Here is a 20,569-nt window from a genome sequence, read left to right as displayed (position 1 = left end):
TTAAAATTTAAAATTATAAGTGATTGTGGGAATAGGCACAGAAAATATAGAACTTTGCAGGGCTTCTACCTTTCCGTCTTTAGTCACAAAAAAGACAGAATAGGGATTATTTCTACCCAAAACATTATATACCGAAATATTCCAAAAACTATGTGCAAATTTCTTAAGTAAGTGATTTCCTTCCACATTAAAACTCAAATCCAACCTGTAATAATCTGGGATCCTAAATTTGTTTCGGTCACTGTATAAAACAAATTCGGCGCCGTTAAAATTATATTTTCCGGTGGGATAAGTTACGGGACGCCCGGTTTGATAGGCGAAATTCGCCGAAAAACTAAACCTTTTTGTAATCTTATAATTAGCCACAAGGCTTACATCGTGGGGTTTATCGAAATTAGAGGGAAAATATTTCCCGGCATTTACCACCTGCTCATTAAATTCACTATCCGATTTAATGAGCGACCTCGAATAGGTATAACCCAGCCAACCGTTTAGTTTCCCGCGGGTTTTTTTCACTAAAAATTCTACTCCATAAGACTTTCCTTCACCCTGCAAAACTTCGGTTTCCACATTTTCATTCAGAAATAATTTAGCGCCTGTTTTAAAATCCAACAAATTTTTAGAACGCTTATAATACCCCTCCACACTAAGCTCGTACATATTGTTATCTATATTCTTATACAATCCTAGAGAATATTGATTGGCTTGTTGCGGCTTAGTATTTAGATCTGATAATTTATAAATATCGGTAGGAGAAACCGTGGTATTATTGGTTAACGTGTGAATGTATTGATAGCTGTTATTAAAACCGGCTTTTATAGAGAAATCGGGCTGAATAAAGTAACGCGCAGAGATACGAGCTTCGGCACCTCCGTAAGTTTCTATGACTTCATTATTGCCATAACTTACGGTATCTAAAACAGTAGATGCCGTTTTTGGAATTCCCGGTTCGTAAATTCGTTGCTCTCTCTCCCCTAAAGCAGCATAAACAGAGTATCTAAGTCCTGCATTTAAAAGTAACTTATCGCTTATTTTAAATTCGTCTGAAAGAAAAGCGGCAGATTCCAGTCCTTTTTCCCTGGGAATCTCTAATGCCGTGATATCAGAATCATTCCCAAGCGGCTCCATCTCTCCGGGATCTACCATGTAGAGTTTACTTGATACACCATAAGTTAATCGATGTTTATCATTTAACCGGTAATTAAAAAGCAATTTTAACTCACTTTCATTAATATGATAACCAGACTCAAAATTATCTTTCAAATCATTTTCATAATCTATTTTAAATTTATAATCGCTATTCGAAAAGCTGATTTTCCCTTCATGTTTTTCTGAAAATTTACGTTCATAATTTAAGGAAATCAACCGGTTTTGATAGCTAAACAAGGAATCTGAAGTAAGACTAAATTTATCTTTACTAAAATATCCGGTAGCCTGAAACTTATTGTTTTCATCAAAACTATGGTGGTATTTTGCGACAATATCATAAAACGAAGCTTCACTGTTATTTAAGGATTCTTCATCGAGGTTTTTTAAAATCCAATCTGAATATGTTGCACGTCCACCAACAATAAGTCCCGCTTTATTTTCCATCACAGGAATTTCTAAAGATAAATTACTGGTCACAGGCCCAATGGCCGCTTCCCCGCCAAATTTTTGGGTGTTCGCATTTTTGGTGTGAATATCAAATACCGAAGACAGCCTTCCCCCATATTTTGCCGGAATGCTCCCTTTATAAATATTAACTTCCCCGGAAGTAAACGGATTCAATGCTGAAAATAAGCCGAAAAAATGGGAAGGATTATAAAGCACGGCATCGTCGAGTAATATTAGGTTTTGGTCTGCCCTACCGCCTCTCACATTATATCCTGCGGCGCCTTCGCCAGCTTTGGTAATGCCGGGTAAGGTGGTGGCTACTTTTAAAATATCCCGTTCTCCCAATACCAGGGGGATATTTTTTATTTCTTCAACATCTATAGTTTCCGAGCCGGTCACGGCATCGGCGACATTATCATCATTGGTAGTTTCCAAAAACACCTCTCCCAGTTCCTCATAAGTTTCATTAAGACTAATATCAAGTTCGCCATTATTATACATCACTACCCTGGTCTTTAAATTTTCTGAACCTAATGATTGGGTTTCCAAAAGATTGGCGCCTTGTGGAAGCCTAAGCCTGTAATATCCCCTGGCATCGGTAATAGTTCCTATATTTTTAGATTTCACGAATATCGCCAGGTTGGAAATAGGTTCTCCGGTTAACTTATCTGTAATCACTCCGCTTAGGCTAAACCTCTTTTTGCTATTGCCCGGTATTTCTTTTCCAATAGTGACCGTTTTAATGGGTTGGTTGGTAGCGCTGCTTTGAATACCATTATAAAAAATAGGATTAAAACCGGTCTCCTCACTATCTGCTATTGCTTCATTTTTAGTGATTTCGTTTTGTGTGGTATCGTTTTCAGTCCCAAAAAAACCTTTCGGCAATTTATCATAGATCAAATTATTTCGGGTTAAAATTATCTTATCCTTATACTTGTAAAAATTCAAATAGGTATCTTCCAAAACCACCTGAAGAATCTCAAATAGTGATTTATCTGTAAAATTTTGAGCTATTCGCAGCTGTCCATCCAACCATGAATCAATAAAAAAGAAGCGATTTCCGGTTTTAGTCTCCAATTTTAAAAGCGCTTCCTTTACCGAATCTCCTTTTAGCGCTATAGAGTATTTTTGCTCTTGGGCCAGGGAAGTAAATGAAATTAATAAGAAGAAAAGTAATAGTTTTTTCATCAAATTTTTGTGATTAAAAAGCTCATTAAATTTGTTAGGAATTTTTCTGGATTAGATCTTCGCAACGAACGCTGGTTTTTATAAAATTGAGAAATATCCTTTTTATACTTCGGAAAAAGCTCCTGAAAATCATCCCTGGTTTTTACAGAAAATAATTTCTCATCTCGTTTAATTACAAATTCACTATCATCCTTTTTATAAGTATAAACAGAAACCTCTCCCCTATTCAGCTTCACATTTTCTTTTAACCGATGTTTTTTTAGTAAAACAAGCCTGTGATTTTCATTAGACCATAAAACCTCGTAAATACCATCAATCTCTCCATTCTCATTTTGTTTATTAATCCTAATAAATTCAGAATTTTTGACCTTAAACCCTCCTATTTTTTCGGTGATTAGTTGAAATGTATGTGTTAAAAGATCGTGTTGCAGCTTAACCAGTACCACATCATCATAGATATTGTATTTTAACGGGATATTGAAATAGGTTTGTCCATTGTAAGTAATTTCCCCCTCATGCATTTCGTTTGAAAAGAGAAACTTGTGCTGTTCTCTATCTATTTTATGGAATTCATTGTAGGCAACTCCATTATACAAGCCTGTATTTTCAATACCAATTACAGCATCAAAATGATTGAATAATTCCTTTTCGGTATTACTTTGAGCATTTAAACAGGTGAAAACAGTTGGACAAAGTAATATGAATAAAAGACGTGAAAGATTAATCATTTTGCATTAAAAAGCTAAAATTAAGAAATTTTGGATGAGCTCAATATACATAAATTTAAGGATTTATTAATTTCAATTCTAAAAATTAAAATCCTGAAAATTAAATAAGAATTATTTTATTTGAGTTTTAGTGCTCAGTTTTTAATAAAATGCTTATATGCTTCAGCATTCAAAATGAACTCATTTAAATGCGTTAATGGCATAAAATTAGCAGCTACCGGTAAATAGGCGCTTCTTATATTTTAGGAAAGCCTATCTTTATCAATCAAAAAAAATATTATGAAAAAACTTCTACTTGTTTCAATTTTAAGTTTTTTAAGTACCGGCTTGTTTGCACAATCCTGGAAAGCAATTCCAGCCCAGGAAAAAGCACAAAAACGACACGAAAATTCATTTATTCAAGTAGGGAAGAACTTTTTATTGATTGGTGGAAGAGGCGAAAAACAGATTGATATTTACAATGCCGAAACACAAAAATGGAAAAAAGGAGCTACGCCACCTATAGAGCTACATCACGCCCAGGCAGTAAGTGTGGACGGACTTGTTTATATCATAGGTGCATTTACAGGAAATTGGCCTAACGAAACCCCGGTAGCACATATATATATCTATGACCCCTTAAAAGACATTTGGATCACAGGGCCCGAAATACCGGAAGACCGAAGAAGAGGTGCAGCTGGCGTGGCAGTAAAGGATAAAAAGATTTATATGGTGAATGGCATTACCAATGGTCACCAATCTGGCTGGGTAAACTGGTTTGATAAATTTGATCCTTACTCAAATACCTGGACTAAATTACCCGATTCTCCCCACAAGCGGGATCATTTTCACGCCATTATTACCGGAAAAATGCTTTTTGTGGCCGGGGGGAGAAAATCTGGTAGTGGAACTTCCGCTTTAGGCGAAACTGTAGCGGCTACAGATATTTATAATTTTGATGAGCAAAAATGGAAAACTGTGGCAGAAATCCCCACACCACGTGCCGGCACTGCGGTAGGTTTAATGGATGACAATCCTGTAATTATTGGAGGGGAAAGTGATAGCCTGGAAAAAGCCCTTGCTGTAGTAGAGACATTTAATTTCAACAAAAAAGCCTGGAAAAGTCTGCCGGCTTTACAACAAGGCAGGCACGGTACCCAGGCAATCACACTAAATGATCAAATACTTATTGGTGCAGGAAATGGAACCAAAGGTGGCGGTGATGAATTAAACTCTTTCGAAATCTTTACCAAAAATAACAGGCTTAATTTTAGTACTGAATCTGTACTTGCAGGGGAATTAAAAGCCTCTAAAGAAAATCTTGATTTTTCTGAAAATAAGGTAAACGGGGTGAGTATCTCAAATAAAGGTGGCAACCAGGCCATGATAATTACTGAAATGTCTACTTCAGATGGTTTTCAAATTCTCAATAAAAAACAGTTGCCTTTTATTTTAGCTCCAAGGGCAGATTTTGAATTGAAAATTGAAGGAAGTACACAAGCCGGGGAACTACGAATTAAAAAAGCCGGAGCAGAAAAAGCTTTCGTTATACCCTTCAATAAACCCGAATAAATAACTATTTCAGCTTGATTAGTTTACAAGACGATTACTATTTTCGGCTCTTTAAAAGATTAGCCTAAAAACTATGAAAGTTTGATTTTTAAGCATCATAAAAATGCTGTATTTTGGCCTGTTAATAACAATCTATCCATAATATTTCCTATGAAGACTAGACTCACCCTAATTTTTAGTTTATTTATCAGCCTTATCTTTGCGCAAGATGTTCCCTTAAACCCCGTGCCGCAAAAAATGGAACTTTCGGGGTTTGGAAAAGCTCCAGAAACTTTTAAAATTGACCAGCAAAATACAGATAAAGCTACCCAACATTTAATAGCTTCTTATTTTACTTCAGAAAACACCAATAACAAAGGGCTAAAGATTAAGATAGGCGATGTAAAAGATAAATTTCCGAAGAAGTTTTTAAAGAAAGTTCCGTCGCGTGCCGAAAGTTATTTTATTCACGGCAACGATAAAAAAATTACGGTAATTGGTCGTGATGCCAGGGGAACCTATTATGGTTTAAGAACATTAATAGACCTGTTAAACGCCGGTAAAACTCCCCTGGGAGAGATTACAGATTATCCAGATGTTACCGCACGGGGCGTGGTAGAAGGTTTTTATGGTACTCCCTGGAGTTTTAACCACAGAATGCGGCAGTTAGATTTTTATGGTGCTAATAAATTAAACACTTATATCTACGGTCCTAAAGACGATCCTTACCATAGCTCGCCAAATTGGAGAAAACCTTATCCTGAAGAGGAAGCGACGCAAATAAAAAAATTGATAGATCGGGCTAAGCTCAATGAAGTAGATTTTGTTTGGGCGATTCACCCGGGAAAAGATATTAAATGGAACCAGGAAGACCGGGAAAACCTGCTTCATAAGTTTGAATTGATGTACGATTTGGGCGTGCGTGCCTTTGCTGTATTTTTTGATGATATTTCTGGAGAGGGAACCGATCCCAATCAACAAGCCGATCTTTTAAACTACCTAAATGAAAATTTTGTTCAAGCCAAAGATGGGGTAAAACCTCTTATTCTTTGCCCTACGGAATACAATAAAGGCTGGTCTGACCTTGAAGGTGGTTATCTTAAAACTCTTGGTAAAGAATTAGATGAATCCATACGTATTATGTGGACCGGAAACCACGTGATTGCCGATATTGACCAGGAAACTATGGAATGGATTAATGAGCAAATTCAACGGGAAGCTTTTATATGGTGGAACTATCCAGTTTCAGATTATGTAAGGGACCACGTTCTTTTGGGCCCGGCGTATGGCAACGAAAAGAGTATTGCTAATAAAGTTTCGGGGTTTGTATCCAATCCTATGGAACACGCTGAAGCTTCCAAAATAGCTATTTACGGTGTGGCCAATTACACCTGGAATATGGAGAATTATGATCCACAGGAAAGCTGGCAAAAAGCTTTAAGAAAACTAATGCCAAATGATCACAAAGCCCTGGAAATTTTTGCCAGGCACAATAGTGATTTGGGACCAAATGGGCATCGTTACCGCAGAGAAGAATCGGTAGCTTTTGCTCCGGAAGCCGAACAATTTTTAAAACAGCTAAAAGCTAATGGAAAAGTTGAGAATTTGGAAAGAATTAGAGATGAGTTTAACGCCATGCTAGAAGCTTCATATGTCTTGCTAAATAGCAAAGACAACCAGGTTTTGAACAAAGAAATAGAACCCTGGGTGGAACAATTTCAACTAACCGCCCAGGCGGGACTTTCCACTTTAAATATGTACAGCGCACTTAAAGAAAATAAAAATGAAGATTTTGAACAAACCTATAAAGCTGTAAAAGCGATGAAATCGCAAATGTATAAAATAGACCAAACGGAAAATCAAAATCCGTATCAACCGGGAATAAAAACTGCGAGCCTGGTGGTTACGCCTTTAATAGATTCTACTTTCGTAATACTTACTAAAACCTATAATAAAAGATTTGAGCGGAATTTACCACTTCGGGCAAATTACAATCCGCATCAAGGTTATACCAATGTAGCACAGTTAAAAAACCAAAATGTGCGCTTAAAAAATCGCAAGCTCGCTTTAAATCCGCCACTGGAGGTAATTAAAATGGAACCGCAAGCGTACCTCGGTTTTGAGTTGGAGAAAAGTAGTAATATAAAACAGGTGCTGTTAAAGTTAGAAGGTTTGGAAGATTTTTCAGTCTTGAACCTGGAGATTTCTAATAATGGTACAGATTGGGAAGAGATAGAATTAAACAAAAAAGACAATGAACTAAAAGTGGCCGTAAATAAATCCGGAAAATTTATTCGAATAATTAATGTTTCCAATGAAGATGTGGCATTGAAGATTAAGGAGTTTTCTGCTATAATTAAGTGATTTGGATTTAATTAGTGCTGCGTTGCTATTATTTTGGAGTGTCCTTGCTCAGGACGGAATGAAAGAACGTTACAACAGTAATAGCCTGATAAAACGACAGCCGGGAATTTCCATTAGTATTTTTCGATTCATACCTCGTGGGCTTGTCCGAGCTTCTTAATTTTTAAAATCTAAAAACCCTCGAAATAGCTTATTTCGAGGGTTTTTTGGTTAGTTAGTGTGGTATAAATTTTATCAAATTAAAAATCTATATTGTTCCGCTCATTCCACATTATCGCAATTAAAGAATATATGTTTAGGCTCTATATTTTCAGCTCCTTGAAAATGCTCTAAAATATCATTTTGGCTTAAACTTCCGCTTATCTCTATTTCTTCATTTGTAGCATAAACTTCGTCCCAGGCTAACAAGCTTAAGGTATAATCTATATATTTTTCATCTGCACCATAATTTTGTGACATTGGTAAAGCAACGCAAAGCGGATCTGCAAAATAATCTCCATTTTCGTATTGCCCAGTACTATTTATAATTTCGCTGTAAATTGTATCTTCCTCTACGACAATATCCAGTGCGTATTTGGCGGGAAAATGACGTCCGTTATCGCTACAGTAATTGGCGAAGAAGCAAAAATTCTCTACCCGGGTGTTTTCCAAAACCTCAAACAGATAACCATATTCATTAGTATCTCGGTTGTCAAAACATAAAACAGGAATATCGGGAAAGGTTTTGCTATCTGCACCAAGATTAATTTGCATAGGCATAGGCATATCAGAAAACACGGCCATGGGGCTATCGGCTCGTGGTGCCAGGCAGAGCAAATCTCCAGCTTCATTATACACAGCGCAATAATCTAAGTAATATTCCCCGGCTGGAAGTTTCATTTCAGGAACATCCCGGGTAAACATTTGGTTTGGCGTTAAGTCTATTCGAAACGGCGCGTTGGCATCGCCCAACATTTCATTATTATTTTGCATTAGAACAATTTCCAAATAAAAGGGTGTATCATCCAGGCACTCGGGAAACTCGGCATTCTGTTGTTTAGTGAGTGCGTTTTTGCTTATTGCAAGCGAACTAATATTTAAAGAAAGGTTAAACAGTTCCTCCTGTTGTTCTGGCACAAACCCCGTTTCTTGCTTGGTACAACCTACACTACATAATGCTAATACACATAAAACTATAATTCGTGATTTAAAATTTCTCATTGTCTAAGATTTTAAGTCAGGTTAATTAGTGAAATTAATAGCTTTGGGGAATTGATAACGAGCAAGTTAAGACCTAAACCTCAATTTCTAGTCAAAATTTAATTTTCGGGGGAAAAACCTTAGAAAAAATTATAAATCACTATTGTCCGGTAAAGAAACAAGATCGCTTCGCTGCAAGAAAAAAGAGAAAAGACTAAACTCTAACTAACTGAGAATCCAACTTTTTTCATAAGTGATATTCTTCAATTAACTCTTTTTCGTAAAGATTTCTAATAGCAAGGTGGATAATTATGAAATCGCTTTTGGGCTTTGCTATAAAAGAGAACCTGCTAATTAGTTATATTTTTATCGGACATCAATGATTATAAATTAGTATGTTTTAATAGGAAGAAAAGAACATCACTCTTAGCTTGTAGCATTAAGGCCCGTATGCACTTCGTCTATTTGGTAGAATATTCAACTTATTTAATATTTTGTCTGAAGCTGATATAAAAAGCTTAGTGTTAAAAACTGCTGCATTTAAACAGATTTAAAAATTCTTGTGAAACAATTTTTAATTCGCTTTCATAATGTAGCTGAACGATATATTAATATTACCAATCCTTCATTTAAAAATGTAATTTTGAAAAATTAAGTGATACGCTAAAACAATATTCGATAACGACATGAACAGTCCCAGCCTAAAATTATTTTTAACCTCAAATCTCGATATTGAGGAGGATGAAATATTATCAATACTCAAAAGTTGTCAGGTAAAAAGTGTGAAAAAAGATGCGTTCTTACTACGGGAAAACGAACATTGCAAGCATACTTTTTTCGTGGAAAGCGGACTTATAAGACAATATTCCATAGACGATAAAGGGAAAGAACACACCATATCTTTCGCACCTGAAAATTGGTTTGTGAGTGATAGGGAAAGCGTATATTTTGATGAGGCTTCCGCTTATTATATTCAGGCGCTGGAGGATAGTGAAGTTGTAATGATTGACGAGGATTTTTTTCTGACACTTTCCGAAGAAATTCCTTCGTTTACAGATTTTAATAACAAGCTGCTTCACAATCATATTCGGCATCTTCAAAAGCGCATTAATATGTTATTAAGTGCATGCGCAGAACAGCGTTATCTCGAGTTTGTAGCAATGTACCCCGATATATTATTACGCGTGCCGCAAACCATGATCGCTTCTTATCTTGGCATTACGCCAGAAAGCTTAAGCCGCGTTCGCAAGGAATTAGCTCGTAAAAATTTTAAAAAATAGATTTTTGAATTGTAGAAATTTAGATGAATTAATTTTCATGGTTCTAGTCGTGCATAATAAATAACCCTTATTCAAAGAATAGATTCCTCCTAGGTCGGAATGACAGCTAATTCCAACAGTATTAGCCTGACTAAGCTATAGCTGTTTTTATGTAAATCCATTTCCCGCTAAACAAATAGAAATAAACCACCTCCAACCTCCCATCTCAAAACCTCTAACGTCTCACCTCTAATTTTTCGGTTTCTTATCATACATCAATGCACAGTAACATCCTGTCGCGTAGCTTTGTATCAAATTAAAATGTTTAACACATAATAAACTTAGAGAAATGGAAACAGCAGTAAAAACAATTTGGAAATTAGACCCAACGCATTCTGAAATCGAATTCAAAGTAAAACACATGATGATTTCTACAGTGTCAGGAAGTTTTAGTGAATTTGAAGGGGAAGTTGAAGCGGCAGACGATTCTTTTAAAGATGCCAAATTCAAATTTAATGCGAAAATTGATTCCATCAGTACAAAAAATAATGATAGGGACACGCACTTGAAGTCGGAAGATTTCTTTAATGCTGAAAAACATCCTCATCTTACTTTTGAATCAAAATCTTTTGACGGAGAAAAAATGGTTGGCGATATGACCATTAAAGATGTAACCAAAGAAGTTACCCTTGATGTAGATTTCAACGGAATTGCAGACGACCAATACGGACAGACCAAAGCTGGTTTTGAGGCAACTGGAAAAATCAACAGAAAAGATTTCGGTTTGAACTGGAGCGCTGTAACCGAAGCAGGAAATGTTGTGGTTAGCGATAAAGTAAAATTGGTAGCCAATCTTCAGTTTACCAAGCAATAAGCTGAGGTTGAGACTCTTATAATCAACCCATAAAATCCTGGAATGTGCTTGTTTTACCCTACCCGCTATGGCGGAAATCAAGTTCATTTCAGGTCTTTTTATCCTTTTATCCCCAAATTTTAAAAAAGCAACATAGGTAAACCTCTTTAATATTTTCTGAGGAATATTAAATACAAACACGCAGAAAATGAAAACAAAAACAGTAGAATTAGTAGCAAGTCCGCGGGAACCGCATTTTGTTGGCGATGGTTTTCGGGTACATAATTTTATCCCATCCGGTTATCGAATGGATATGCAACGCATGAGTCCGTTTTTGATGTTGGACTATAATTCCACCTATAATTTCCCACCTTCAGATAAACCCAGGGGAGTTGGCGTGCATCCGCACAAAGGTTTTGAGACCGTAACCATAGCTTACAAAGGCAAAGTTGCACATCACGACAATAGCGGTGGCGGCGGCGTAATTGACGAAGGCGATGTACAATGGATGACCGCAGCCAAAGGGATTTTGCACAAAGAATATCACGAAACCGAATGGAGCAAAAAAGGTGGTGACTTCCAAATGGTGCAGCTCTGGATCAATCTGCCCGCTAAAGACAAAAAGAAAGATCCTAAATATCAGGCCATAAAAAATGAAGCTATCAATCGGTATGAATTACCAAATAATTCCGGACTTATTGAAGTGATTGCCGGCGAATATAAAGGCACAAAAGGTTCTGCCTCCACATTTACTCCGGTACATTTATTCAATGCCAAATTAAAAAAAGGTGGAAAAGCAGATTTTCAATTTCCGGCGGAATACAACACCGCACTTCTGGTTTTGGAAGGAAATATTATGGTGAATGGGAAAGAGGAAACGCCCACAGACCACCTGGCATTAATGGCGAATGACGGTGAAAATTTTGAAATAGAAGCCATTGATGATGCTTTGGTATTGATTTTAAGTGGCGAGCCAATAAACGAACCCATTGCTGCACAAGGCCCATTCGTGATGAACACGCGGGAAGAATTGCTGCAAGCTTTTAATGATTTTAATATTGGGAAATTTGGGTATTTAGAGGATTAACATCAAGCCTTAAAAATTCAAGAAACACATATAAAAACAAACAAATGAAGTATAAACTTAAAGTAATAATCGGAAGTACAAGACCTTCAAGAAAAGGACCTATCGTTGCCGATTGGTTTCTAAAAATTGCCAAACAACATCCCGATTTTGAGGTGGAATTACTGGATTTAAAGGAAATCAACCTCCCGTTTATGGATGAATTGGAACATCCCAGAGCACAAAAATATGCCAACGCGCATACCAAAAAATGGAGCAAAACTATTGATAACGCCGATGCTTTTGTGATTGTAACCCCCGAATATAATTTTGGTTATCCGGCTTCTTTAAAAAACGCCCTGGATTATCTTTCTATAGAATGGGCCGATAAACCAATGGGGTTTGTGAGTTACGGAGGCGTATCGGCTGGTACCAGAGCTGTTCAGGAATTAAAATTACCGGTAACCACTTTGGGAATGATGCCCTTGCCACAAGCCGTAAACATTCCGTTTTTTACCAAATTCATCAATGAAAATAATGTTTTTGAAGCCAATGAGCCTTTAGACAAATCAGCTAATGTAATGCTGAATAAATTACAGGCCTGGGCAAAAGCTTTAAAAGGAATGCGGGAAGAGAATAATTGATTTATTTTCAGATCACGAAATCAATACGCCGAACATATTTAAAGAAACAAAAAACAACCAAATGAAAGCAGCCGTTATAAATAAATTGGGAGACACCCCGAAATTCAGAGATTTTCCCGAGCCAGAAATTCAGGATAACGATCAATTATTGATGACTATGAAAGCGGCGGCAGTAAAAAACCTGGACAAATTAAGGGCGAGTGGCTCGCATTACGCAAGTCATAAAGAGTTACCTGCAGTCGTTGGGATGGATGGCGTTGGTATCTTAGAAAATGGCAAAAGGGTTTATGCGCAGGGAATCACCGGAATGGTAGCCGAAAAAGCCGTTATCCGTAAAGATAAATACACCCCAATTCCCGATAATTTAGATTGGAATATAGCCGCGGCCATACCAAATGCGGTTTTGGGTGCCGCTATGGCTTTAAAAATAAGAGGGCAAATCAAACCCGGGCAAAATGTGTTGATTAACGGCGCAACCGGGGTTACCGGACAAATGGCAGTGCAAATTGCTAAATATTATGGCGCAAATAACATTACTACGACAGGTAGAAATCAAAAGAATCTGGAAAAAACTAAGCGTCTTGGCGCAGACCAAACGGTTTCGCTAAAAGAAAATGAGCAAACCATAATTGAACAACTACAAGAAATTCATCGTAAGAACCCGATAGATTTAGTGATTGATTATTTGTGGGGCAATCCAATTGAATTAATACTAACCGCATTAAAAGGCGGTGGTTTAGACAATACGACTCATAAAACACGTGTGGTAAGCGTTGGTACAATGGCCGGGGAAACCATAAATTTAGCCTCGGGAATTTTAAAAAGTTCGGCTTTAGAAATCCTGGGATCTGGTTTTGGCAGTTTATCAGAAAAAGAATTAGAAGAGTATAGTCAAACAATACTTCCCAAAATGTTTCAGCTTGCTGCAGAAGGAAAATTAACAATGAAACTGGAAGAGGGAAATATTGAGAATATCGAAAAACTATGGGATTCTAAAATAGGTTCAGGAAAAAGATTGGTTGTTTCAATAAATTAAATGCAGTATATTGATTAACTTTCAGCATAATAGTCAATTTTAAACATATAATTATGAAAAATAATAAGTGGCCGGAATTGTCTTTCGAAAAAGGTAAGGAAACCTATGAAACCTTACATCTTTGGACGCAGATCATCGGAAAAATTAAACTGGAACTCAATCCCTGGATAAATCATTCCTGGCACACTACTTTAGGTGTTACTACCCACGGTTTGACCAGCGGACCTATTTTCGCAAAGGACAAACAAGTTGAGATTAGTTTAAATTTTTTGGATCATCAATTAACTATCATTTCCAGTGAAAACGAGAAGCAAAGTTTTGATCTCAAAAACCTAAAAGTTTCAAGTTGTTACAACAAGCTTATCAGCTGCTTGAACGATATTGATATTGACGTTAAAATAAATACGCTACCCAACGAAATGGAAGATCCACTTCATTTCCACGAAAATCATAGCGGCACCTACAACGAAGAAGCTGCCATCAATTTGCATAAAGCCTTGTTGAAAGTGAACAAAGTTTTTTATGAATACCGATCTCAATTTTCAGGCAAAAGCAGTGACGTCATGTTCTTTTGGGGCAGTTTTGATATGGTTGTTTCAAGATTTTCAGGTAAGGAAGCGCCTGAGCATCCCGGAGGATTTCCTAATCTTCCAGATTGGGTAACCCGGGAAGCCTATTCACACGAAGTAATGAATTGCGGTTTCTGGCCGGGCAGTGAAGGAGCCCCTTTTGCGGCATTTTACAGTTATATTTATCCGGCACCCGATGGTTTTAAAGAAGCCGTCGTAAAGCCTGAAAAAGCCTATTTTCACGAAGATCTTGGCGAATTTATCCTGAAATATGAAGATGTTCAAAAAGCCGATAATCCTGCTGAAGTATTGCTGGAGTTTCTTAACAGTAGTTACGAAAACGCCGCAAAACTTGCCAATTGGGACCGGGAGGAATTTAAATTCAATTTAGAGGAGTATAAATAGGTAATTAGTCATTTCCGCAAACGTAAAAAGATATGCAAAAACCAGATTTCAGTAATTTGAGTGTCGTTTATGTAAACTGCACTTTAAAAAAATCACCAAAGCAAAGTCATACCGCAACTTTGATGGAGATTTCCAAAAAAATTATGAAAACCGAAAACGTCAAAATTGATGAAATACGCTTAGTTGATCATCCGGTTGCCAGCGGCGTATATCCCGATATGACGGAAAATGGTTGGGAAGAAGATGCCTGGCCTTCCTTATTTGAAAGAATTATCAATGCTGATATTCTGATAATTGGCACACCGATTTGGCTGGGCGAAAAATCTTCTGAAGCACAAAAATTGATTGAACGATTATACGCTATGAGCGGAAAAACCAACGATAAAGGTCAGTATATTTTCTACGGAAAAGTAGGCGGCTGTATCGTAACCGGAAATGAAGATGGCATTAAACATTGCGGGATGGGCATCTTGTACTCGCTACAGCATATTGGATATTCCATTCCGCCACAAGCCGATTGCGGTTGGATTGGAGAAGTTGGCCCCGGCCCCAGTTATGGCGATAAAGAGTGGAAAGGAGAAAAATTTGATGTGCCGGTAGGTTTTGATTCAGATTTTACGCAGAAGAACACTACGTTTATGACCTATAATTTGCTTCATCTTGCAGCTATGCTGAAGGCAAATAATGGATATCCCAATTATGGGAATTCACAAGAATATTGGAATAAAAAAGCATAAAAAAACTAAAAATTATGGCAAAAATAGAACGAGAAGATAACGGAAAAAAAGGTCGGTTTATCATTTATGAAAATAATGAGGAAGCCGGCGAAATGACGTTTACCTGGGCGGGTAAAGAAAAATTTATCATTGATCATACGGGAGTAGAAGAAAAATATGGCGGACAGGGTTTTGCAAAGCAACTGGTAATGGCCGGTGTGGAATACGCGCGGGAAAACGACTTAAAAATCATTCCGCTTTGTCCCTACGCAAAACGCAGGTTTGAAAAAGATGAAAGCATAAAGGACGTTTTAGCTTAAGTAAGCTTAAAACTGTTAGAATGTTATCTAAATACGCTTATTTACTTAATTGCAGGCGTATTGGCATCTGCAGTGCGAAGTCTTGCTCAATCATATCGCATAACTTTACCCAAGGTATTTTAAAATAAGAAAGAAAAATACGCAGGATTAATTCGTTTTACTTTGAATAAATTTTAAAAAAAATAGATGATTAAACTACCAGAAAACTTACAATGGCTTTACGGAAAAGATACCAATTGGGTGCAAACCATATGCAGAACTTTACGTAATAAAAAATTGAATCCCAACTATAAAATGGAGCTAATTAAATAACTAATAACGTTAAATATATATTTATTTTTTACTATCTTTTGAAAATAAAATCAATATTATGAGTAAGAAAAAAATTTTAATTACAGGTGCGGGTTCTGGTTTAGGCAAGGGAACTGCAATTGGGTTAGCCAAAAAAGGTCATTCCGTAATAGCGGGAATGCATACTTGGGAACAAATGTCCCGTTTTATCATTGAAAGAAAGGGAACGGATTACGAGAAAAATCTGGAACTTATAAAACTCGATATTCTAGATAGGATGGATTGTGAAAAGGCCTGGGAATACGATATTGATATTTTGGTAAACAATGCCGGAATAGGCCAAACGGGGCCTGTTGCCGAAATACCCGTAGACTTAATGCGCGAGGTAATAGAAACCAACGTATTTTCCCCATTGGAATTTTCACAGCCTATAATCCGTAAAATGGTGGAGAAAGGAAAAGGAAAGGTTGTATTCCTATCCTCGATTTCAGGTTTATCAACGCAACCCTTTTTAGCACCTTATAACACATCAAAATACGCTTTGGAAGCAGTCGTGCAATCTTTACGGGACGAGTTAATGCCAATGGGAATTACCATCGCTACCATAAATCCAGGACCTTTTGAAACCGGGTTTAACGACAGGATGTATGATACGTATAAGCAATGGTTTGATGAAGATATAAATTTCACGCCTTTGAAAAAAATTGAGGAAGCTGCTAAAGAATTGGGAGAAAGTCAATTTGACCCAAAAGAAATGATTGACAAGATGATTGAAGTGATTCCGCAGGAGTCGCATAATTTCAGAACTATCTGGCCAGAAAGTTTTGTTGAAACCTGTAAAGACTATCAGAAGAGCCAATATGAATTGATGATTGATGAGATTGAGCCCTCAAAAAAATAATTTTAAATATTTCTTTTTGAGAAAAATGACCGTCATCAATTTAAAAAATGATGGTCATTTCATATTATTAATCTTTCACCATAAATGGAACATTGATTCCTGGGAATATGCCTAAGTTCAATTATTAAATGCAACTTTTAACAGAATGATAATTTGCTAATACAATTTGAAGATTTTGAATTGATAAAGACTTATAAAAAGTGAATTGCAACGAAACGGTTTATCGGGAATCAAATCGGTGCAATCGCGGGATATCAACTCAACAATTTTATTAGTTTTCGATTAGAATCCAACATCATTTTTTCGGGTATTTTTTACAGCAAAGCAATCAGGGAGATACCTTATATCATTTTGTGTTCACAACAGAATTCAAAAATAGAAAACGATATGATGAAACTACCAGAAAACTTTAAATGGCTTTACGGAAAAGATACCAAATGGGTTCAAACCATATTCAGAATTTTACTTGGTGCAGCGCTTTTGTTTGCAGGTATTAGCCACTTAACTTTTAATAGAGCAGAATTTGTGGCGCAAGTGCCAAATTGGGTTCCCTTGTCTACAGATTTGGTTGTCATTCTTTCCGGAATTGCGGAAATTATACTTGGTTTTTCGCTAATTGCCCTATACAAATGGAAGGCTTTGGTTGGTTTGGCAATAGCCATTTTTTTCGTTTTGATTTTCCCCGGAAACATCTCGCAATATGTAAACGAAGTTGATGCCTTTGGTCTGAATACCGACCAGTCCAGACTTATACGATTATTTTTCCAGCCAGTATTGGTGGTGTGGACGTTGTGGTCAACTGGTGCTTTTAAAGCAGTTATGAATAGAAAAAAATAAAATTTTAAATTTATGTCAAACACCCAATTAATAATAGAAGAACGCGCTGCCGATATCGGGAACTTTATGGTGGGGCGCTTATTGCCTTTCCGACAAAAAAGAAGTGTTGGTCCTTTTTCATTTATCGATCATATGGGACCGGCGGAAATGGATAAGGACACGAATCTGGATGTAGCACCTCATCCACATATCGGTTTATCTACCCTCACCTATTTGTTTGAAGGTTCTATTCAGCATAAAGACAGTTTGGGTTCTGATATTGAAATTAAACCCGGTGCGGTTAATTGGATGACCGCAGGAAAAGGCGTGGTTCATTCAGAAAGAACCCCCGAATATTTACGAAATAAAGCAAAATCCTTACACGGCTTGCAGATTTGGGTTGCACTGCCCAAAAATTTAGAGCAATCTGAACCCAGTTTTTCGCATATTGAAGAAAAAGATATTCCGCATTGGAAAGAACAAGGAGCGCAATTTAAATTGATTGCCGGGAAAGCTTTTGATAAAGAATCGCCCGTACCGGTCCACAGCGAATTGTATTTTATCGAAATTAAAAGCGACCGTAAACAGCAAATCGATATAGGTAAAGATCTTTATGGCGAAAGTGCTTTGTATATTTTGGAGGGCAGTATTAACGCCGACGGACATAACTACAGAAACAAACAAATTCTCGTCGCTAAGGATAGTACGCTTTGTTCTTTTGAAATGGAACCAAACACCACTATTTATATTTTTGGTGGAATTCCTTTTGATGAGGAACGTTACATCCACTGGAATTTCGTGAATTCTGATAAAGAAGTGATTGAAAAAGCCAAAAAAGATTGGGAAAATCAGAATTTGGAAGCTTTTCCAAAAGTAGTTGGAGATGAGGAAGAGTATGTGCCGTTGCCAAAACCGCGTATTCGATGAAAACAGGAAGATTGGAAGCCTTTAGCGATGGGGTGCTGGCAATAATCATAACCATTATGGTGCTGGGAATGAGTGCACCGGAAGGTTATACTTTTGAAGCTTTAAAACCCATACTTCCGGTTTTTCTTACCTATTTGCTCAGCTTTGTATATCTCGGAATATATTGGAACAACCACCATCATTTGCTGCAAGCCGTAAATAAGGTGAATGGAAAAATTTTATGGGCGAACCTTAATTTATTGTTCTGGCTCTCGCTTTTTCCATTTGCAACCGACTGGATGGGGAAAAACCATTTTGAAGACAATCCAACTGCCATTTATGGCGCGGTCTTGTTTATGGCGGCAGTAGCTTTTAAGATTATGGTGTATTGTGTAATAATGAATGAAGGCAAAGATTCCCATATTGGCAGGGTTTACAGCTCCGATAAAAGAATGAATTTATCGCTCTTTTTATATTTTGCTGGTGTGGTTATTTCATTCTTCTTTCCTGTTATCAGTCTAATCATTTATCTGGTGGTTGCCATAATGTGGGTTGTGCCAGACCCAAGAATTGAAAAAGCTATCAAGAAAGAAAACCAACAAAATTAAACACGTTTAAAACTTATTAAATAGATAAAAAAATGAAAACAATATTTCACAAAGCAGACTCCAGAGGAGATGCTAATCACGGCTGGTTACATTCAAAACACAGCTTTAGTTTTGCAAATTATCACAATCCCGAACGGATGAATTTTGGCGTGCTACGCGTACTCAATGACGATACCGTTTCCGAAAACAGGGGCTTTGGCACCCATCCCCATCGAGATATGGAAATTGTTTCCATTCCGTTGGAAGGCGACTTAAAACATATGGACAATATGGGCAACTCAACCATTATCAAAGAAGGCGATATCCAGGTGATGAGTGCGGGTACCGGGGTAATGCATTCCGAATACAACAACAGCCCCGATAAGCCGGTAAAATTCTTACAAATTTGGATAATTCCGAATAAAATGAACGTTGAGCCACGCTACGATCAAATCACAATAGCCGATAATGCAAAGCCTAATGATTTTCAACAAATCTTATCGCCCAATAAAGACGATGCAGGGGTTTGGATTTATCAGGATGCCTGGTTTCATCTCGCTAATTTTGACAAGGGAAATTCAAAAGAATACAAGCTGAAAAAAGAAGGCAACGGCGTATATGTTTTTGTCCTGGAAGGTAAAGCTAAAATCGGTGATCAGGTTTTGGAAAAAAGAGACGCCCTGGGAATAAGTGAAACCAATTCCTTTCAACTGGAAGCGCAAGAAAATTCTAAAATACTTTTAATGGAAGTGCCGATGGAGCTACCCGCTTAGGTTAAAAGCTTATAATTTTTTTAAAAAGCTGCTAAAATGGTTAATGTTAATTTAATTGACCTGTTTTGATGAATAGCTTTCTTTAACTTTGGTTTTTGCTGAAAAACAACTTTGTATGTCGCAAGATTCCGGACTTATCATCGATTGGGTTAGTATGCCCACTTACAATACTATTATGGCTTTGGCCACTGGTGCCGTACTAATGTCTTTGGCCAAAATAGGGCAACAATTGTTTAGAAAACAGCATATAAATCCGTTGGGCTGGAGTTTAAATTTAGGGGTTTTAGGTATTTTGCTTTTTACAACCGGTTTGCATATGACGCTTACCTGGCCCCTGGCAAAATATTTCCCTTTTGACAATATTGTCTTTGGTGAACCCACGTTGGCGCTAGGGGTCATTGCTTTGGGACTTTCATTTTATTTTTATAAAACCCGAAATCAAATCGCAAGTGCCGTAAAGCCTTTTCAAGATGTCGCCCAGGTGGTTTGGCATATTAAATATTTACTTTACGGATTAGGTCTTGCGCTAATTGCCATTGGCATAGCCGGGGTAACCTATCAACTTTTTGCAGCCCCGCCGGAAGAACCCATTACAGGAATGTTTGCAGATTACCCAATGGTTGAAGCGACATTTATTTCTTTATTATGGGCCTTGACCGGAGTGGCTTCGATATTGATGCCTTCGGTACTAAAATATTTTGCAACAGGAAATACCGCGATGACCAGCAAAGTGAAAATCAGTTACAGTTTGCTTTACGGCCTGGGAATTGTATTCCTGTTATTCGGCGCCTTTAACTATTTCACACATATCGGACTTATTGTAAATACGATGCCAAATTAAAAAC

19 protein-coding genes are annotated in these 20,569 nt (G+C 37.1%); 16 read left to right on the top strand and 3 right to left on the bottom strand.

Annotation, left to right across the window (positions count from 1 at the left end; genetic code table 11):
* Window positions 1-2,784 (bottom strand): TonB-dependent receptor, encoded by a 2,784-nt coding sequence (locus tag BUA71_RS00785; RefSeq protein WP_072875777.1) that lies wholly within the window; start codon window positions 2,782-2,784, stop codon window positions 1-3.
* Window positions 2,784-3,512, bottom strand: a complete 729-nt coding sequence (locus tag BUA71_RS00780) for a hypothetical protein (protein WP_072875775.1) — start codon at window positions 3,510-3,512, stop codon at window positions 2,784-2,786. Before BUA71_RS00780 ends, BUA71_RS00785 begins: the two co-directional genes overlap by 1 nt.
* A 279-nt stretch (window positions 3,513-3,791) precedes the next feature.
* On the opposite strand from BUA71_RS00780, the gene BUA71_RS00775 reads away from it, so the two are divergent.
* Window positions 3,792-5,063 (top strand): Kelch repeat-containing protein, encoded by a 1,272-nt coding sequence (locus BUA71_RS00775; RefSeq protein WP_072875773.1) that lies wholly within the window; start codon window positions 3,792-3,794, stop codon window positions 5,061-5,063.
* A gap of 150 nt (window positions 5,064-5,213) precedes the next feature.
* Window positions 5,214-7,406 carry a beta-N-acetylglucosaminidase gene (locus BUA71_RS00770; protein ID WP_072875770.1) on the top strand — a complete coding sequence of 731 codons (2,193 nt, stop codon included), beginning with the start codon at window positions 5,214-5,216 and terminating at the stop codon, window positions 7,404-7,406.
* A gap of 261 nt (window positions 7,407-7,667) precedes the next feature.
* Here the strand turns inward: BUA71_RS00770 and BUA71_RS00765 are convergent, their stop codons facing one another.
* Entirely contained in the window at window positions 7,668-8,606 is a 939-nt protein-coding gene (locus BUA71_RS00765; RefSeq protein WP_072875768.1) for a hypothetical protein, read from the bottom strand.
* Between the two features lie 665 nt (window positions 8,607-9,271).
* On the opposite strand from BUA71_RS00765, the gene BUA71_RS00760 reads away from it, so the two are divergent.
* The 14 genes from BUA71_RS00760 to BUA71_RS00695 all read left to right on the top strand — a co-directional run bounded on the left by BUA71_RS00760 (window position 9,272) and on the right by BUA71_RS00695 (window position 20,565).
* Window positions 9,272-9,865 (top strand): Crp/Fnr family transcriptional regulator, encoded by a 594-nt coding sequence (locus tag BUA71_RS00760; protein ID WP_072875766.1) that lies wholly within the window; start codon window positions 9,272-9,274, stop codon window positions 9,863-9,865.
* Between the two features lie 328 nt (window positions 9,866-10,193).
* On the top strand, window positions 10,194-10,718 hold the full coding sequence (locus tag BUA71_RS00755) for a YceI family protein (RefSeq protein ID WP_072875764.1): 525 nt from the start codon (window positions 10,194-10,196) through the stop codon (window positions 10,716-10,718).
* Window positions 10,719-10,905: 187 nt separating this feature from the next.
* Window positions 10,906-11,784, top strand: coding sequence for a pirin family protein (locus BUA71_RS00750; protein ID WP_072875762.1), 879 nt, complete (start codon window positions 10,906-10,908; stop codon window positions 11,782-11,784).
* A gap of 44 nt (window positions 11,785-11,828) precedes the next feature.
* On the top strand, window positions 11,829-12,404 hold the full coding sequence (locus tag BUA71_RS00745) for an NADPH-dependent FMN reductase (protein ID WP_072875760.1): 576 nt from the start codon (window positions 11,829-11,831) through the stop codon (window positions 12,402-12,404).
* 61 nt (window positions 12,405-12,465) lie between these two features.
* Window positions 12,466-13,440, top strand: coding sequence for a quinone oxidoreductase family protein (locus tag BUA71_RS00740; RefSeq protein WP_072875758.1), 975 nt, complete (start codon window positions 12,466-12,468; stop codon window positions 13,438-13,440).
* Window positions 13,441-13,493: 53 nt separating this feature from the next.
* Entirely contained in the window at window positions 13,494-14,414 is a 921-nt protein-coding gene (locus BUA71_RS00735; RefSeq protein ID WP_072875756.1) for a DUF5996 family protein, read from the top strand.
* Between the two features lie 32 nt (window positions 14,415-14,446).
* Window positions 14,447-15,151 (top strand): flavodoxin family protein, encoded by a 705-nt coding sequence (locus BUA71_RS00730; protein WP_072875754.1) that lies wholly within the window; start codon window positions 14,447-14,449, stop codon window positions 15,149-15,151.
* 14 nt (window positions 15,152-15,165) lie between these two features.
* The gene (locus BUA71_RS00725) at window positions 15,166-15,450 is read left to right on the top strand and encodes a GNAT family N-acetyltransferase (RefSeq protein ID WP_072875752.1); all 285 of its coding nucleotides are present in this window, start codon (window positions 15,166-15,168) and stop codon (window positions 15,448-15,450) included.
* Window positions 15,451-15,820: 370 nt separating this feature from the next.
* On the top strand, window positions 15,821-16,642 hold the full coding sequence (locus BUA71_RS00720) for an SDR family oxidoreductase (RefSeq protein WP_072875750.1): 822 nt from the start codon (window positions 15,821-15,823) through the stop codon (window positions 16,640-16,642).
* 387 nt (window positions 16,643-17,029) lie between these two features.
* The gene (locus BUA71_RS00715) at window positions 17,030-17,479 is read left to right on the top strand and encodes a DoxX family protein (RefSeq protein ID WP_245812530.1); all 450 of its coding nucleotides are present in this window, start codon (window positions 17,030-17,032) and stop codon (window positions 17,477-17,479) included.
* A gap of 12 nt (window positions 17,480-17,491) precedes the next feature.
* Window positions 17,492-18,385: a pirin family protein gene (locus tag BUA71_RS00710; protein WP_072875746.1), complete on the top strand. Its 894-nt coding sequence runs from the start codon at window positions 17,492-17,494 to the stop codon at window positions 18,383-18,385.
* Window positions 18,382-18,972: a TMEM175 family protein gene (locus BUA71_RS00705; protein WP_072875744.1), complete on the top strand. Its 591-nt coding sequence runs from the start codon at window positions 18,382-18,384 to the stop codon at window positions 18,970-18,972. Before BUA71_RS00710 ends, BUA71_RS00705 begins: the two co-directional genes overlap by 4 nt.
* 32 nt (window positions 18,973-19,004) lie before the next feature.
* A complete protein-coding gene (locus BUA71_RS00700; RefSeq protein ID WP_072875742.1) occupies window positions 19,005-19,724 on the top strand; it encodes a pirin family protein in 720 nt (239 codons plus the stop codon).
* 115 nt (window positions 19,725-19,839) lie between these two features.
* Window positions 19,840-20,565, top strand: coding sequence for a DUF981 family protein (locus BUA71_RS00695; protein ID WP_072875740.1), 726 nt, complete (start codon window positions 19,840-19,842; stop codon window positions 20,563-20,565).
* The last annotated feature ends 4 nt before the right edge of the window (window positions 20,566-20,569 follow it).

The sequence above is a fragment of the Salegentibacter echinorum genome (assembly GCF_900129445.1).
GTDB lineage: Bacteria > Bacteroidota > Bacteroidia > Flavobacteriales > Flavobacteriaceae > Salegentibacter > Salegentibacter echinorum.
This window is presented reverse-complemented; position numbering and strand designations above follow the sequence as displayed.